Below are 15,305 nucleotides of genomic sequence, written 5' to 3'. Positions count from 1 at the left end.
GAGCAAGCCGATTTTTCAAAAACAGCATTGTCGTTTACTATAGTAGTAGGAGGATTGGATTATGAATTTTACTACAAATGAACAGCTCGTTTTAGCATCAGCTTCTCCGAGACGTAAAGAATTATTAGCCATGTTAGGTGTGCCTTTTCAAATTGTCACAAGTGATGTGGAAGAAACAAGTGTACAAGCAAACTCAGCAGAAGACTATGTAAAAGGAGTCGCACTATTAAAAACGCGTGATGTGGCAAATAAATGCCAAAATCAATGTGTCATTGGTGCGGATACAATTGTTGTTTTTAACGATCAACTTTTACATAAACCGAAATCACATGAAGAGGCAGTGGCACATTTAAAACAGCTCCGCGGCAATCGTCATGCAGTGATGACAGCGGTCGCCATCATCTTAGCAGACGGCACGGAGCATGCGTTTGTCGAAAAGACGCACGTGTTTTTCAAAGACGTCTCGGACGAAATGATTGAAGCGTATGTAAAAACGAAAGATCCTTTTGATAAAGCTGGCGGTTACGGGATTCAAACGAGTGGCGCCTTACTCGTTGATCGTATTGAAGGAGACTACAATAACGTTGTCGGCTTACCAATTGCGTCATTAGTTCAAAAATTGCTTACTTTACATCTACTCAAACTAAACGTTTAGGAGCGATGTAAATGACTGGAACTTCTATGATAAATTTAAAAATTCATGATGTACATGAAGCGGATCGTCCGCGTGAACGGTTTCTGCGTCAAGGTGCGAAAAGTTTATCAAATCAAGAACTTATTGCGATTTTACTTGGTACAGGAACGAAGCAGGAATCGGTGCTCACGGTAGCAAATCGGGTTTTGTTAACCTTTGAAAAACTGCATAATTTGAAATTTGCAACACTTGAAGAAATGACCGAAATTAAAGGAATTGGAGAAGCGAAGGCGGTGCTTTTACTGGCGTCTATCGAACTTGGGCGACGTCTTGCTTCCAAAGAGGATGAGCAACGCTATACGATTCGTTCACCAGAAGATGCAGCCAATTTCTTGATGCAGGACATGACTTCACTACAGCAGGAGCACTTTGTCTGTCTGTTTTTAAATGTCAAAAATCAAATTTTACACAAGAAAACCATTTTTGTAGGTAGCCTCAATGCAAGTATCGTACACCCACGCGAAATTTTCCGCGAAGCTGTGAAACGTTCTGCGGCTTCCATCATTTGTGCACACAATCATCCGAGTGGCGTGCCAACACCGAGCCCTGAAGATATTGACGTGACAACGCGTCTTTACGAAGCAGGAAAAATTGTCGGCGTAGATTTACTCGATCATGTCATCATTGGAGATCATCAATTTATCAGTATGAAGGAAAAGGGTTATTTCTAATGCATGAGGCAAACGTATATTACGTTTGTCTTTTTTAGTGGATTCAGGTAAATCCACATAAGAAAAGACATCTCGCGCAATTTGGCACGAAATGTGTTTTTCTACTCATTTACTTGTTACACTAATATAATAATTGTCATATAAAACGACTTTAAAAAAATATGTTTAAAGAAAGCAACTTTTATGTGTTATATTCGTCATGTGCATGTTGTGGTTTTGTTAAATCTTACATATTAATTTTATTTGTTTCAAAACGAAATTAGAAATACAATAGAAAAGTAGTGTTCTATGAAAAAACATTCGACAAAAGTCGTGATAAGTAACTTGTGACACTATAATTTTTTGATGTAATTCGTTATAATAGAGCGTATGATTTTACTAACATCATAAATAAAGAATTTGTTTTTATAAGAAAGGGAGTACTTAATTTGTTTGGATTAGGGAATAAAGATGTCGGGATTGATCTTGGCACAGCGAATACACTAGTATTTATTAAAGGAAAAGGCATCGTTTTACGCGAGCCTTCAGTAGTTGCTAAAAACACGAAAACTGGTGATATTGTTGCAGTAGGTAACGATGCTAAAAACATGATCGGCCGTACACCAGGTTCAATCGTAGCCATTCGTCCCATGAAAGATGGCGTTATTGCAGACTTCGAAATTACAACAGCAATGATTCAGTATTATTTACGTGAATCGATGAAAGTTTCAGGTTCAAACTGGAAAAAACCAAACGTGATGATTTGTGTTCCTTATGGCATTACGTCAGTTGAGCAACGTGCAGTAATCGATGCATCTCGTCAAGCTGGTGCAAAAGAAGCCTTCACAATTGAAGAACCATTTGCAGCGGCGATCGGTGCGAACTTACCAGTTTGGGAGCCAACAGGTTCAATGGTCGTTGATATCGGTGGCGGTACGACTGAAGTAGCGGTTATTTCTTTAGGCGGTATCGTAACAAGTGAATCGGTACGCGTTGGTGGGGATGCAATGGATCACGCAATTATTGCTTACATCCGCAAAACGTATAACCTAACAATTGGTGAACGTACAGCTGAGCAAGTAAAAGTAGAAATTGGTACAGCACGTGCAGAAGGTCCAGCGGAAAAAATGGACATCCGTGGTCGTGACCTAGTAACAGGCTTGCCAAAAACAATCGAAATTACATCAGATGAAATTTCAAAATCATTACATGAAGCGATTGCAGCAATTTTAGATGGCGTGAAAAAAACATTAGAACAAACGCCTCCAGAATTATCTGCTGACGTAATGGAGCGCGGAATCGTATTAACAGGTGGCGGTGCATTATTACGTAACCTAGATAAAGTGATTAGCGACGAAACAAAAATGCCAGTATTTATTGCAGAAAATCCATTAGACTGTGTCGCAATCGGTACTGGTAAAGCGCTAGATAACATCGATCTTATTCGCGCACAACAATTATAAGAAGGAGGACTTTTCTCGTGCCACATTTAGCAAATAAAAAATTAATCATACTTTTAGTAAGTGTAATTTTTCTAGTGGCACTGATTGGTTTCTCTTTGCGTGATCGTCATAACGCAACACTACCCGAAAAAATTATTAAAGATACCGTTGGCTTTGCACAATCCCTTGTTGCGAAGCCAACGAACTACATAACGGGTATTTTTAGCAATATTGATTCTCTGTTAAACACGTACGATGAAAACCAGCGCTTAAAAATGCGCTTAGAGGATTTTGCCGTATTACAGGCGGAAGTAAGTACGTTAAAGGCCGAAAATGCTTCATTACGTGACCTTGCTCAAGTTGAGGAAAGTCTACGTGATTTCGACCCGATTCAGGCGACGGTCATTGCAAGAAACCCGGATCAGTGGGAAGAAAAAATTATTTTAAACAAAGGTACAGCGCATGGTGTTGAAAAGAATATGGCAGTCATGACATCGCGCGGTTTAATTGGTAAAATTGTAATTGCAACACCATATACTTCAGAAGTAGAGCTTCTTTATACAAACAATGAAAATTACCGTGTTTCAGCGCTTGTCGTTGGTGAAAACAATGAAGAAATTCATGGTTTAGTAGAAGGTTATGACGAAGAGCGTAACGAATTATTATTAAAACGCATCGATTCAAAAATTAAAGTAGAAGTCGGTGGAAAGGTCGTTTCATCAGGTTTAGGTGGTATTTTCCCTAAAGGTGTTCTCATCGGTGAAATTACCGAGGTGACAACAGATGACTTCGGCTTAACGAAAATGGCTTATGTGAAACCAGCCGCAGACTTTTCAATGTTAGAGAATGTGGTAATTGCCAAACGTACAACAACTTCGGTTGATGGTTCAGATGGTGGTGCTACGAACGCGGATTTAACAAATGAAGTGGACGAAGCACAAGTTGAGGGGGATGAATAATGCTCACTCGATTAGGAATCGTAGTAGTTGGGGTAGTATTATTTTTACTAGAGTCTGAATTTGCGATGTTTTCACCACTTGCGCTAAACGGTGAAACGTATTTTTTAATTCCACGCTTTTTAATTTTATATTTAATTTTTTTAGCCATTTATTATAGTCGTAAAAAAGCCATGATTTATGGCTTGATTTTTGGCCTTTGCTTCGATGTATTTTATCTTAACATCATTGGACTGTATAGCGTTTTATATCCAGCGATTTGCTTTATAGCAGCTTGGTTTGTAAAACGGGTAGAGGCGCATTTACTTTTTACTATGTTTTTATCACTAGGGCTATTAGCAGTATTTGAATTTATCTTATATGAATTTTTCTATATGATTCAATTTACAACGATGGCATTACAACCATTCTTAGTCCATCGATTAGCTCCAACTTTAATTGCAAATTTTTTATTTTTACTAATGCTTGCATGGGCGTTTAAATATTTAATTAAAGCGCGCGTATTTCAACGTGCTTGACGAGTATTAAAAAAGTAATGGAAAAGAAACAATTCATGTTTAGTCTGGATTGTTTCTTTTCATAATAATTTGGCGCGAGGTGACGTAATTTGTTATGAAAAAGCAATTTGTCCATATTAAAGGTACGAAGGATGGTCTGGTACTTCGTTTAGATGATCAATGCTCGTATGCTGAATTGATTGAAGAACTCAGAAAAAAAGTTACAGATGGACATCTTGATGGTAAAATAGATGTACAATTGCACTTAGGAAAACGTTACTGTACAAAAGAACAAAAGGCACAGCTGATGGATGTTGTTGAAAAACAGCAAAAGTACCGCGTGAAAAAAATTCAAAGCGATGTTTTAACGATTGAAGAAAGTAAAGCACAAGTTGAAACGGGGCGATTTGAAACCTTTGTTGGTATTGTTCGTTCAGGACAAGTATTACGTGCAACTGGGGATATTTTTATTTTAGGCGATGTCAATCCAAATGGACGTGTCGAAGCAGGTGGCAATATTCATATTGCGGGTAAACTTAAAGGAATCGTTCATGCGGGTGTGAGTGGCAATGAGGAAGCGATTGTTTCAGCTTCGCATTTTGAACCGACGCATGTATTAATTGCGAATCTTGTCGAAGTGATGACAAATGAAAGTAATTATATTTTAGAACATATGGATCAAATCTTTGCCTACATCAATGAAAATGGTACGATTTCCTATGATCGAATCCAAGAGGTAAGAAATATTCGACCGAATTTATCAACATTTAAAGGAGGAAGCTAAATGAGTAAAGAAGAGTTATTATTCGATAAGAATATTGATGAAGCAATTGCTCAAGATGCTACCTTACATAAGGAAGGGGCCGCTAATGTGGGAGAAGCAATCGTAATAACTTCAGGAAAGGGTGGCGTAGGAAAAACTACGACAACGGCCAACCTAGGGACTGCATTAGCACTTCAAGGCAAGAAGGTATGTTTAATTGATACTGATATTGGACTACGTAATTTAGATGTGATTTTAGGACTGGAAAATCGCATAATTTATGATTTAGTCGATGTCTTAGAGGGACGATGTAAAACACATCAAGCACTTGTAAAAGATAAACGTGTAGATGAACGACTCTACTTATTACCAGCTGCTCAAAATACTGATAAAAATGCAGTAACGCCTGAGCAAATGAAAGTACTGGTTGATGAATTGAAGCGAGAGTTTGATTATGTGTTAATCGATTGTCCAGCTGGAATCGAGCAAGGCTACCGAAATGCCGTAGCAGGGGCAGACCGCGCAATCGTTGTCACTACACCTGAAATTTCAGCTGTACGTGATGCAGATCGTATTATTGGCTTACTTGAACAAGAGCCGATTGAAGCGCCAAAGCTTATTATTAACCGTATTCGTAAGCACTTAATGAACAGTGGCGATGCGATGGATATTACCGAAGTAACAACGCACTTATCGATTGATTTATTAGGGATTATTGTCGATAGCGAAGAGGTCATCACATCATCGAATAAAGGTGAGCCAATCGTGATGGACCCAAATAACAAAGCATCACTTGGTTACCGCAATATTGCACGCCGTATTTTAGGAGATTCTGTGCCACTAATGACATTAGAGGACGAGCAACCTAAAGGTGTATTTGCGAAATTTAAATCATTATTTAAATAATGAATGAAAGGGTACGTTAAAAGGAAAAACTTTTAACGTACCCTTTTTGTATACACATTTTTACTGGCGCATATAGTAGAGAAAAAGATAGGATGGTGAGCTTTGAAAAAATGGCAATGGCTCATCGCAATCGCCCTTTTTCTCTCCGTAGCAAGTACAAATTATTTCGGTGATCTCACAATAAAAAGAACGATCAACAAAATTGTTTATAGCTCAGATGATTTAGCCTACATGAGAAAAATGGTTGTTGCTTTCACAAAGGATAAAGACGAGCAATTAGCTGTAAGTGCACATACGTCCATTGAACAGCTACAATTATTTGAAACAATTGAACGGTTTAATGAAGGTGTCTTATTGACATATAAAGAACCTTTTGTATTAAATGCCCTGTATGATGGACTCATTGTTTTTACAGGTCATACGAGATACAACGGAAAATCGATGTCCGTTGTGTATGATAACGGGGTTACGGTAACGGTTGGTTTTGTTGATGAGTTTTTTGTTTTGCCGTATACAACTGTAAGTAAAGGGACGATTTTAGCGACCAAAAAAAATGGGGAGCTTTATCTTCAAATTGAAAAAGAGGGCGTAATTTTAAATATGGAGCAAACAATAAAATGGCTTAAAGAACGCGAAATATAAATGAAGTTTTCAGTTCATCCGGCTTTTTTACTGTTGCTCCTGACAATTGTACTTTATGGCAATATCGCTTTATATAGTGCCATCCTGATTTCCTTATTCGTTCATGAGCTCGGTCACTTTGTAGCAGCAAAGCTCGTCGGGGTCAAGGTAGAGACGTGTAGAATCCTTCCGTATGGCGGCGAGATGACATTACGGAACGAAATGCAGCTATCGTACCAAAAATTAATTCTAGTCGCATTAGGCGGTCCGGTAGCAACATTTCTCGGCATTTTGTTTAGTTTCTTCTTACCAACGTTATTACAGGAATTATTTATTGAGGTGCAGCTCTTCATTTTGTTGATGAACTTACTACCAATTTGGCCGTTAGATGGTGGGAGAATTGTGTGTTTTGCCTTGTTAAATACGTATTCACACGCTAAATTATTTGAATATTATGTATCTGCCTCTTTCTATTTACTTACCGTCATAATTATCGTACTATTATATTTACTACCACAATCTCTTATCCTAGCTATTGTAAGTCTCTTTTTATGGAGCAAAGTAATAGGAGATTGGAGAATTCGGAAATACCGTTCAGCATTTGAAAAACATGTAATGAATAGGTTGACTTAAGAATTTTGGTATGGTAGTATTTTAATGTTATTGTTTGTAGCACCCGTGCTACTGCAACCGCGCTGAACAGGTTTAAGCACCTTTATGGTCACCTGCAATTCCGGGCGAGTCTGAGTCTAAGAGGAGGTGCATTTTAATGTACGCAATTATCGAAACTGGTGGTAAACAAATCAAAGTTGAAGTAGGTCAAGAAATCTATGTTGAAAAACTAGGTGTGGCTGCTGACGAAATCGTTACTTTTGACAAAGTTTTATTCGTAGGTGGAGAAACAGTTCAAGTTGGAGCTCCAACTGTTGCTGGCGCTACTGTAACAGCTAAAGCTGTTAAAGAAGGCAAGCAAAAGAAAATTACTGTTTTCAAACTTAAAGCGAAGAAAAACTACCGTCGTAAACAAGGTCACCGTCAACCATACACTAAATTAGTAGTTGAAGCTATCAACGCTTAATTTGAGGTGATGTTATGATTACGGTAACAATTTACAGTGATGCAAATCGCAAATCATACGGCTTTGAAATCTCAGGTCACGCATTGTCGGACGTTTATGGTCGAGATTTAGTTTGTGCTGGCGCTTCTGCTGTTGCTTTTGGCGCAGTAAATGCAATCCCACAAATTACAGGTATTACACCTGAAATCGAGCAAGGCGCGCAAGGTGGTTACTTAAAAGTAACGATTCCACAAGCGGAACTGAATGATGAAACAGACGCTAAATTACAAGTTATTCTGAACACGATGGTAACACAGTTCTATACAATGACTGCTAGCTATTCAGAATATATCGAATTGAAATATAAAATGATCTAGGAGGTGGAACATAATGTTATTATTAACTTTAGATCTACAATTCTTCGCATCTAAAAAAGGTGTAGGTTCTACTAAAAACGGACGTGACTCTGAGTCTAAACGTTTAGGCGCTAAACGTGCTGATGGTCAATTCGTTACTGGTGGTTCAATTCTTTACCGTCAACGCGGTACAAAAATTTACCCAGGTACAAACGTAGGCCGCGGTGGAGACGATACTTTATACGCAAAGGCTGACGGCGTTGTTAAATTCGAACGCATGGGTCGCGACAAGAAAAAAGTATCTGTATACCCAGTTGCACAAGAAGCATAATTTTTGCAATTAAAGGACTGCATTTATTGCAGTCCTTTTTTTTGGATAAAATGGTTGTCTAGAGAATTGATGCACGTAAAAACACTTTTCTATGGATAATTGAAGTTTTCTTAAGTATTGAGTGCGTTATTTGTGTGAGGTATGGAAGGAAAAATGAGTGAAAACTTGTTATACTAATAACGAATCTGTAAAACGGAGAGTGCAAAATGGTCGTTGCCAAACTAACTGTTAGTGAAGCGTTACGTTACGCCAATCACGATTATTTAAATCAGCTTCATTTAATTCAAATGAATTTGGATTTAGGACGAGTAGATGATGCAAAAAATGTCATTTTACAACAATCTGAACATTGTAAAACGTTATCAAACATCAATCAACTAGATTTGAAAAACACCGTAGAGTGGCTTCATACCGTGCAATGGCGCTATCCAGCTTTACAATTGCAGTTATCAAGTCACGTACAAGCTCCTATAAATAGCAAGTATGATGAAGCAATTGTGCAATACTTGGAAAAGACAATTATTCATGTTTATGAGGTGCTCGACCCTTATACTGAGCATCAGTTAACGTTGAGTATTGAAACAGATGACAAGGGATGGTCAATTACATTCCATTTAAGTGGAAAGTGGCAGATGATGCCAATTTCAATAGAGAATACAATTTTTGAAGTAAAAACGTATGAACAAACAGATACTACATGGAAATATGTTGTTCATCATTATGAGGAGTGAATTTATGTTTGTCGATCACGTAAAGGTTTATGTTAGAGGTGGAGACGGTGGAGATGGTATGGTAGCCTTCCGTCGTGAAAAGTATGTACCAAATGGTGGTCCAGCAGGTGGAGATGGTGCACGTGGTGGTAACGTTGTTTTTGAAGTAGAAGAAGGTTTACGTACGTTAATGGATTTCCGTTACAAACGTCACTTTAAAGCGGAACGCGGAGAGCACGGAATGAGTAAAGGGATGCACGGTCGTCGTGCGGAAGATTTAATCGTAAAAGTGCCACCAGGAACAGTTGTGATGAATGCAGAAACAAAAACTGTTATCGCAGATTTAGTAGAGCATGGTCAACAAGCCGTTATTGCAAAAGCGGGTCGTGGTGGACGTGGTAACTGTCGTTTTGCGACACCATCAAACCCAGCTCCAGAGCTTGCGGAAAAAGGTGAACCAGGCGAAGAGTTAGAAGTTATTTTAGAATTAAAAGTATTAGCTGACGTTGGTTTAGTAGGTTTCCCTTCAGTAGGAAAATCAACATTACTATCTGTTGTATCATCAGCGAAGCCAAAAATTGGTGCTTATCACTTCACAACAATCGTACCGAACTTAGGTATGGTTGAAACAGAAGATAACCGTTCATTCGCTATGGCCGATTTACCAGGCTTAATCGAAGGCGCACACCAAGGTGTTGGTTTAGGGATGCAGTTCTTACGCCATATCGAGCGTACACGTGTAATCGTGCACGTAATTGATATGAGTGGTATTGAAGGACGCGAGCCTTACGATGACTATGTAACAATTAACAACGAGCTTGAACAATATAATTTACGCCTTCTGGAGCGTCCGCAAATCATTGTTGCAAACAAGATGGATATGCCGGATGCAGAAGAAAACTTAGAAGTCTTCAAAAAGAAAGTGGGAGACAAAGTGAAAATCTTCCCAGTTTCAGCAGTTTCTCGTCAAGGGTTAAAACCAGTAGTATTCGAAATTGCAGACTTACTAGAAGTAACACCAGAATTCTTATTACATGATGTAATCGATGAAGAGTCAGATGCAGTTGTACTTTACAAGCACGAATCAAAAGGCGGGGACTTCGAAGTGACTCGTGATGATGATGGTGCATACGTACTTTCTGGTTACACAATTGAACGTCTATTCAAAATGACAGACTTCAGCCGTGAAGACGGTATTCGCCGCTTTGCTCGTCAATTACGTGCAATGGGTGTAGATGAAGCACTTCGTAAACGTGGCGCTGAAAACGGCGACACAGTTCGTTTAATGGAATTCGAATTTGACTTTGTTGACTAAGTGAGGGATCTTGATGAAAAACGTAGCGAATCAACGATATTATTTAGTGCGTGAAGACGTTTTAACCGATGCGATGCAAAAAACATTAGAAGCGAAACAGCTCCTCCAAAATGGAACCGTCGCTTCGATATGGGATGCGGTAAAGCAAGTTGACCTGTCACGCAGTGCATTTTATAAATATCGTGATGCAGTTTTTCCTTTCCATTCAATTGTGCAAGAGCGCATTTTAACGGTGTTTATTCAATTACAAGACCGTAAAGGCACTTTAGCAAAATTACTTGAAACGGTATCCGATGCACATTGTAATGTGTTGACGATTCACCAAACGATTCCGATTCAAGGCCGTGCAAACGTTACACTCTCTTTAGATGTAACGAGCATGGTTAATGAGTTAGATGAGCTCATTCGCAGCTTAAATCAGCTAGACTTTGTCGAATCAGCTGAAGTCATTAGCTCAGGTGCGTTATAATTTTTTGAAACTGGGTCGTCCAATTCGTTCTCGGACCTATTGGACGCCCTTTTTTTATCAAAAATAATTTACTGAAAATTTAGAACTCAAAAAGAGGTGCAAGCATATGTCACAACAACAATGGGAAAAACGAATTGCTTATTTAGGTCCGGAGGCGTCATTTACATACTTAGCTACAAAGGGACTGTTTCCACACGATTGGCATATCCCGTATAAATCGATTCCAGAATGTATAGAAGCGGTAGCAGAGGGTAAAGTCGAGTTAGCAGTAGTTCCAGTCGAAAATGCGCTGGAAGGCTCGGTGCCATTAACGGTTGATTATTTATACCATGAGGCAGACCTTTTCGTCACAGCAGAAGTGATGTCAAAGATTCAGCAGCATTTACTGGTGAATAAAAAGTTTGCGGGTAAATTAGATGAAATAGAAGAAGTGTATTCGCATCCACATGCGTTAGCGCAATGTCATAAATATTTGTTTTATCATTTGGCGAATGTAAAGCAAACACCGTATTCTTCAACAGCAGCAGCTGCAGAAATGGTTTCACAAACAGAGGATCGTTGTATTGCGGCAGTTGCGAATGCTTCGGCAGCAGAAAAATACGGCTTACATATTGCAGAAACGAATATTCATGATTTCCATTTTAACCACACACGATTTTTCGTGCTGTCAAAGAAAAACACGCGTCACGGCTTAGTGCCACTGCAAGCACAGCCGAAGACAACGTTCATGCTAACGCTACCAACGGACGTATCGGGGGCGTTACATCAAGTATTATCGGTATTTGCGTGGCGTAAAATTAACTTAAGTAAAATTGAATCACGTCCACTGAAAACAGGACTCGGGAATTATTTCTTCATTATTGATATACTTGCAGATGAGAACGAAGCGATGATGAAAGGTGCGGTAGAGGAGCTAGAAGCGCTCGGCTGCACGGTTAAGTCGCTCGGCACGTATTTTACGTATGTAACACCAGAATGAGGTGAAAAGCGTGAGACGCATTGTATTGTTTGACGGAGAATGTAATTTTTGTGATGCTAGTGTGCAGTTTATTATCAAACGAGATAAGAAGGCTATATTTCAATTTGCATCGCTTCAAAGTGAAGTAGGGCAAGCGTTGATAGAAAAGCTTGCTGTACCCTATACTCTTGACAGCATCGTGCTCATTGAAGGGGAACGCTATTATATGAAGTCTACAGCGGCGTTAAAAATTGCACGCTGGCTTGATGGTTTGTGGAAGCTAGGCTATGCGGCCATTGTGCTGCCAAAACCATTGCGTGATGCAGTATACAACTATATCGCGAAAAACCGTTACAAGTGGTTTGGCAAAAAAGAGGCATGTATGTTGCCGACAGCAGAACAGCGTAATCGATTCTTATAAGGTCAGGTGTGCTCCTAGTTGGGGGCGCACTTTTTGTTTTGAAAAAAAATCAAACTTTGAAGTAGTAGCACTCGTCTAATGTAGTGAAGGGAGGAAATAAAATGGATAGCTATTCAATTGAACAAACCAATCATTCCTATGAAGCACTCATCGATGAACTCATGACCGATTACGGCCAACAAATTTTACAGCTTGTTATGCAATATGTACATAACTCGGCGGTTGCAGAAGATTTAACGCAAGAAATTTTTGTGAAGTGTTATCAGGCACTGCCAACCTTCCATTTTAATTCCTCAGTAAAGACTTGGCTATGGCGCATTGCGATTAATCATACAAAGGATTATTTAAAAAGTTGGTACGCAAAAAATGTGGAAACGGCCCAAGGTGCGCTTTTTGCACAGGTGAAGAGTGAAGCAAGTGTCGAACAAGCGGTCATTCAGCTCGAACAAGACAACGAGTTAGCGCGCGCGGTATTTGCATTACCTGTGAAGTACCGAGAAGTGATTTATTTATGTTATTACGAGGAACAATCGATGAAGGAAATGGCCGAGGTGTTGCAGTTAAATGAAAGTACGGTAAAAACGAGGTTGCGAACAGCAAAGCAATTATTAAAGAAACGATTGGAGCGTGTGTAAGATGGAAGAGTGCTTAAAAAACTTAAAAAAAGCAATGGATCAAACGGCGTTTAAAAAGTTAGCGTTTACAACAGAGCATGAACAAAACATTCGAAAACAATTACAGCCATTACCATTGAAACAGCTACTATTATCGATGTTGATCGAAGCCAAGTCTGGTATAGAATTAACGCAATTGCTTCATGTGCGTGGTATTGAGCAAATTGTAGATAACGAAGGCAGCGTTTACGCCCTATTACACGAGGCGGAACAACAGGGCTGGCTTAAGGTGAGCTGGGTTCAAGGCATGAAATATTATCAATTAACGAAGCTCGGGAAAAATCAATTACAACAAGACAGTGTACATGTAAAGCAATCCATCAAAGACCGCATTTTGGGGGTACGTATGCATGTCGAGTAAACAATATTTGAAGCAAGTTACGAGTTATATGCGCTCAAAAGAAGCGCGTGGTTATGTTGAGACGGAACTGCAACAACATATTACGCATTCGAAAGAGGCGTGGGTGAACAAGGGCTATTCCGCAGAAGAAGCAGAGCAAAAAGCGATTGCAGAAATGGGTTCCGCATCACAATTAGGGAAATCAATGGACAAAATTCACCGTCCCAAATGGGATTTTTGGTTAATTGGCGCAGTTCTACTACTTGTTGCAGCAAGTTTTGTGCCGATTTTGACAGTGGATGTAAGTATGAAATATGGGGATGGGATGACAAACTACTTTATTAAGCGTAAAATTGTGCATATTTTAGTAGCGATTGCATTGATTGCTTTTTTGATGCTAATTGATTATCGGAAAATTCAACGTTTTATTGTGCCGATTTATGGGATTGCAATCGCATTATTATTGATTTTAGTATTAATGCCAAACGCGTCGATTAACGGGATGGCAATGTATATTATTGGACCAATTCGCATTCAAGCGTGGGTAACTTTACCGCTATTCCTTGTTGCATTTGCAGGGTTCTTTATGGAACGTAAGTGGAAATTTTGGCAGTTTATAGGTTTATTCATAATACCTTTACTCCTGTTTATGATGTTGCCAAATCTTGCAGTAGCCATTTTTTATAGTGCTGTTGTGAGTGTGCTATTTGCCTTTAGTACTTTTTCTAATCAGCAAAAGCGTAACGTATTTTTAACAATAGCTGGATTGACAAGCGTAGGAATTGTTTATATGGTTTATGCGTACAAGTCTATATTAGCACCATACCAAATAGAACGTATTCGAGCTTTTTTACATCCTGAAATGTATGCTGATACGTCAGGTTATTTGATGCTGCAATTGAAAACGGCACTAGCTGAAGCAGGCTGGTTTGGCGCAGAAACAGCGACGTATCTCCCTGAAGCCCACACAGATTATGCCTTAGTCCAGCTTATTCAAGCGTATGGTTTTTTAGCGGGTATTCTCGTAATCATTGTGTTACTAGCCATTGCGCTACGCATCTTATGGCTGATTCAAACAATGCCACAATCTTTTGGGAAATTACTTGTATTAGCAGCGGTTACATTATATAGCTGTCAAAGTGTCTATTCGATTTTGATGATATTTGGCTTATTACCACTAGCAGGCATACCGTTACCGTTTATTAGTTATGGGGTAACGCCATTCCTATTAAATGCCTTTTTAATCGGCTTAGTGTTAAGTGTCTATCGTCGAAAATCTTATATGGGACAACGAACTTTTTCAGCATAAAAAACAGCTTAGCGGTTTGTGAATCCACACCGCTAAGCTGTTTTTAAAAGATAAGCAAGTATAAAATTTTAGCGTTGTAACAGTGTCTAGGCTAAAGCGCCAGCCCCTCGGCCATTTCGAACCCTCTTGCAAAAAGTGGTGAAACGTTTACTTTTGCGTCGGGTCCTCCAATGTCTGTCGGGGCTTAAAGGCGCTTTAGCTCTTTTCTTATTTAATGTTCGACTAAAAATCCGCGCTCGCGTAATTTCGACTCGGCTAAATCTAAGTTTTCTGTAGAAGTAGCGCTAATCACATGTAAATGTGTACCGTCCGTTAAGGCTGATAAATACAGCGCATTGGATTCTTCAACACGCTTTACAAAATGCTCCACCTCTAAACGGTTAGAAACCATAATAGAAGCGATAATTTCCCCGTATACAGGATGCTCAACGATGACGCTCTCTACAGTAACACCACAATCAACTAAAATAAATAATTCTTCTTTAGCCTCAGTAGGTGCATGACTACATACAATTTTACGTGTGATTTTTTGCTGTTGTACATGATGCATATACAAGTAGCCTTGGCTTGTTGCCAGTAGAGGTTCATTACGTGCCTTTAATAAATTGATGTCGTTTACAATCACTTGGCGCGATACATTTGTGTGTTTTGCTAAATCAGTTCCAGTTAATGGCTGCTTCGCATTTTTTAAAAGGGAGAGTAACTCTGTACGTCGTTCTTCTCCTAATAATTTTTTCATTTTTTCCACCTCTATCAAACGTGCTGTTGCTTTTAAGTGTACCACAACTTTCAGACGCTTGAGGTGAACATTGTGGCAACTAGGCAATTTATGCATA

The 15,305-nt window shown here is 39.1% G+C and carries 21 protein-coding genes and 1 other annotated feature; of the genes, 20 read left to right on the top strand and 1 reads right to left on the bottom strand.

Features of this window, described 5'->3' with window-relative positions; all coding sequences use genetic code 11:
• The first annotated feature begins 61 nt into the window (after positions 1–61).
• From NSQ62_RS14725 to NSQ62_RS14630, 20 genes are all read left to right on the top strand, one after another.
• On the top strand, positions 62–655 hold the full coding sequence (locus NSQ62_RS14725; protein ID WP_341320889.1) for a Maf family protein: 594 nt from the start codon (positions 62–64) through the stop codon (positions 653–655).
• A gap of 11 nt (positions 656–666) precedes the next feature.
• Positions 667–1,365 (top strand): DNA repair protein RadC, encoded by a 699-nt coding sequence (gene radC / locus NSQ62_RS14720; RefSeq protein ID WP_341320888.1) that lies wholly within the window; start codon positions 667–669, stop codon positions 1,363–1,365.
• A gap of 428 nt (positions 1,366–1,793) precedes the next feature.
• A complete protein-coding gene (locus NSQ62_RS14715) occupies positions 1,794–2,807 on the top strand; it encodes a rod shape-determining protein (protein ID WP_341320887.1) in 1,014 nt (337 codons plus the stop codon).
• Between the two features lie 17 nt (positions 2,808–2,824).
• A complete protein-coding gene (mreC, locus tag NSQ62_RS14710; protein WP_341320886.1) occupies positions 2,825–3,745 on the top strand; it encodes a rod shape-determining protein MreC in 921 nt (306 codons plus the stop codon).
• Complete coding sequence (mreD, locus tag NSQ62_RS14705; protein ID WP_341320885.1) at positions 3,745–4,260, top strand: rod shape-determining protein MreD; 516 nt, start codon at positions 3,745–3,747, stop codon at positions 4,258–4,260. The genes mreC and mreD overlap by 1 nt, the downstream gene beginning before the upstream one ends.
• A gap of 94 nt (positions 4,261–4,354) precedes the next feature.
• Positions 4,355–5,023, top strand: coding sequence for a septum site-determining protein MinC (locus tag NSQ62_RS14700; protein WP_341320884.1), 669 nt, complete (start codon positions 4,355–4,357; stop codon positions 5,021–5,023).
• Positions 5,024–5,110: 87 nt separating this feature from the next.
• Positions 5,111–5,908, top strand: a complete 798-nt coding sequence (gene minD, locus NSQ62_RS14695) for a septum site-determining protein MinD (RefSeq protein WP_341323946.1) — start codon at positions 5,111–5,113, stop codon at positions 5,906–5,908.
• 102 nt (positions 5,909–6,010) lie between these two features.
• Positions 6,011–6,550, top strand: coding sequence for a hypothetical protein (locus tag NSQ62_RS14690; RefSeq protein ID WP_341320883.1), 540 nt, complete (start codon positions 6,011–6,013; stop codon positions 6,548–6,550).
• A complete protein-coding gene (locus NSQ62_RS14685) occupies positions 6,551–7,162 on the top strand; it encodes a M50 family metallopeptidase (protein ID WP_341320882.1) in 612 nt (203 codons plus the stop codon).
• Between the two features lie 45 nt (positions 7,163–7,207).
• Positions 7,208–7,284, top strand: a sequence feature (ribosomal protein L21 leader region).
• Positions 7,285–7,298: 14 nt separating this feature from the next.
• Positions 7,299–7,607, top strand: coding sequence for a 50S ribosomal protein L21 (rplU, locus tag NSQ62_RS14680; RefSeq protein ID WP_341320881.1), 309 nt, complete (start codon positions 7,299–7,301; stop codon positions 7,605–7,607).
• A 14-nt stretch (positions 7,608–7,621) separates the two neighbouring features.
• Positions 7,622–7,963 (top strand): ribosomal-processing cysteine protease Prp, encoded by a 342-nt coding sequence (locus tag NSQ62_RS14675; RefSeq protein ID WP_341320880.1) that lies wholly within the window; start codon positions 7,622–7,624, stop codon positions 7,961–7,963.
• A 13-nt stretch (positions 7,964–7,976) separates the two neighbouring features.
• Positions 7,977–8,273, top strand: coding sequence for a 50S ribosomal protein L27 (gene rpmA, locus NSQ62_RS14670; protein WP_341320879.1), 297 nt, complete (start codon positions 7,977–7,979; stop codon positions 8,271–8,273).
• 206 nt (positions 8,274–8,479) lie between these two features.
• Positions 8,480–9,004 carry a Spo0B domain-containing protein gene (locus NSQ62_RS14665; protein ID WP_341320878.1) on the top strand — a complete coding sequence of 175 codons (525 nt, stop codon included), beginning with the start codon at positions 8,480–8,482 and terminating at the stop codon, positions 9,002–9,004.
• A gap of 4 nt (positions 9,005–9,008) precedes the next feature.
• Positions 9,009–10,298, top strand: a complete 1,290-nt coding sequence (gene obgE, locus NSQ62_RS14660) for a GTPase ObgE (RefSeq protein ID WP_341320877.1) — start codon at positions 9,009–9,011, stop codon at positions 10,296–10,298.
• A gap of 13 nt (positions 10,299–10,311) precedes the next feature.
• On the top strand, positions 10,312–10,767 hold the full coding sequence (locus NSQ62_RS14655) for an ACT domain-containing protein (RefSeq protein ID WP_341320876.1): 456 nt from the start codon (positions 10,312–10,314) through the stop codon (positions 10,765–10,767).
• Positions 10,768–10,873: 106 nt separating this feature from the next.
• Positions 10,874–11,746 (top strand): prephenate dehydratase, encoded by an 873-nt coding sequence (gene pheA, locus NSQ62_RS14650; protein ID WP_341320875.1) that lies wholly within the window; start codon positions 10,874–10,876, stop codon positions 11,744–11,746.
• Positions 11,747–11,756: 10 nt separating this feature from the next.
• Positions 11,757–12,146 carry a thiol-disulfide oxidoreductase DCC family protein gene (locus NSQ62_RS14645; protein ID WP_341320874.1) on the top strand — a complete coding sequence of 130 codons (390 nt, stop codon included), beginning with the start codon at positions 11,757–11,759 and terminating at the stop codon, positions 12,144–12,146.
• Between the two features lie 101 nt (positions 12,147–12,247).
• Positions 12,248–12,781, top strand: a complete 534-nt coding sequence (locus NSQ62_RS14640; protein WP_341320873.1) for a sigma-70 family RNA polymerase sigma factor — start codon at positions 12,248–12,250, stop codon at positions 12,779–12,781.
• 1 nt (position 12,782) lies between these two features.
• Complete coding sequence (locus NSQ62_RS14635) at positions 12,783–13,181, top strand: helix-turn-helix transcriptional regulator (protein ID WP_341320872.1); 399 nt, start codon at positions 12,783–12,785, stop codon at positions 13,179–13,181.
• On the top strand, positions 13,171–14,469 hold the full coding sequence (locus tag NSQ62_RS14630) for an FtsW/RodA/SpoVE family cell cycle protein (RefSeq protein ID WP_341320871.1): 1,299 nt from the start codon (positions 13,171–13,173) through the stop codon (positions 14,467–14,469). The genes NSQ62_RS14635 and NSQ62_RS14630 overlap by 11 nt, the downstream gene beginning before the upstream one ends.
• Positions 14,470–14,680: 211 nt before the next feature.
• On the opposite strand, the gene NSQ62_RS14625 is transcribed toward NSQ62_RS14630, so the two are convergent.
• Positions 14,681–15,208, bottom strand: coding sequence for a transcription repressor NadR (locus tag NSQ62_RS14625; protein ID WP_341320870.1), 528 nt, complete (start codon positions 15,206–15,208; stop codon positions 14,681–14,683).
• Positions 15,209–15,305: the final 97 nt, after the last annotated feature.

Source organism: Solibacillus sp. FSL H8-0523, assembly GCF_038051985.1.
Lineage (GTDB): Bacteria > Bacillota > Bacilli > Bacillales_A > Planococcaceae > Solibacillus.
This window is presented reverse-complemented; position numbering and strand designations above follow the sequence as displayed.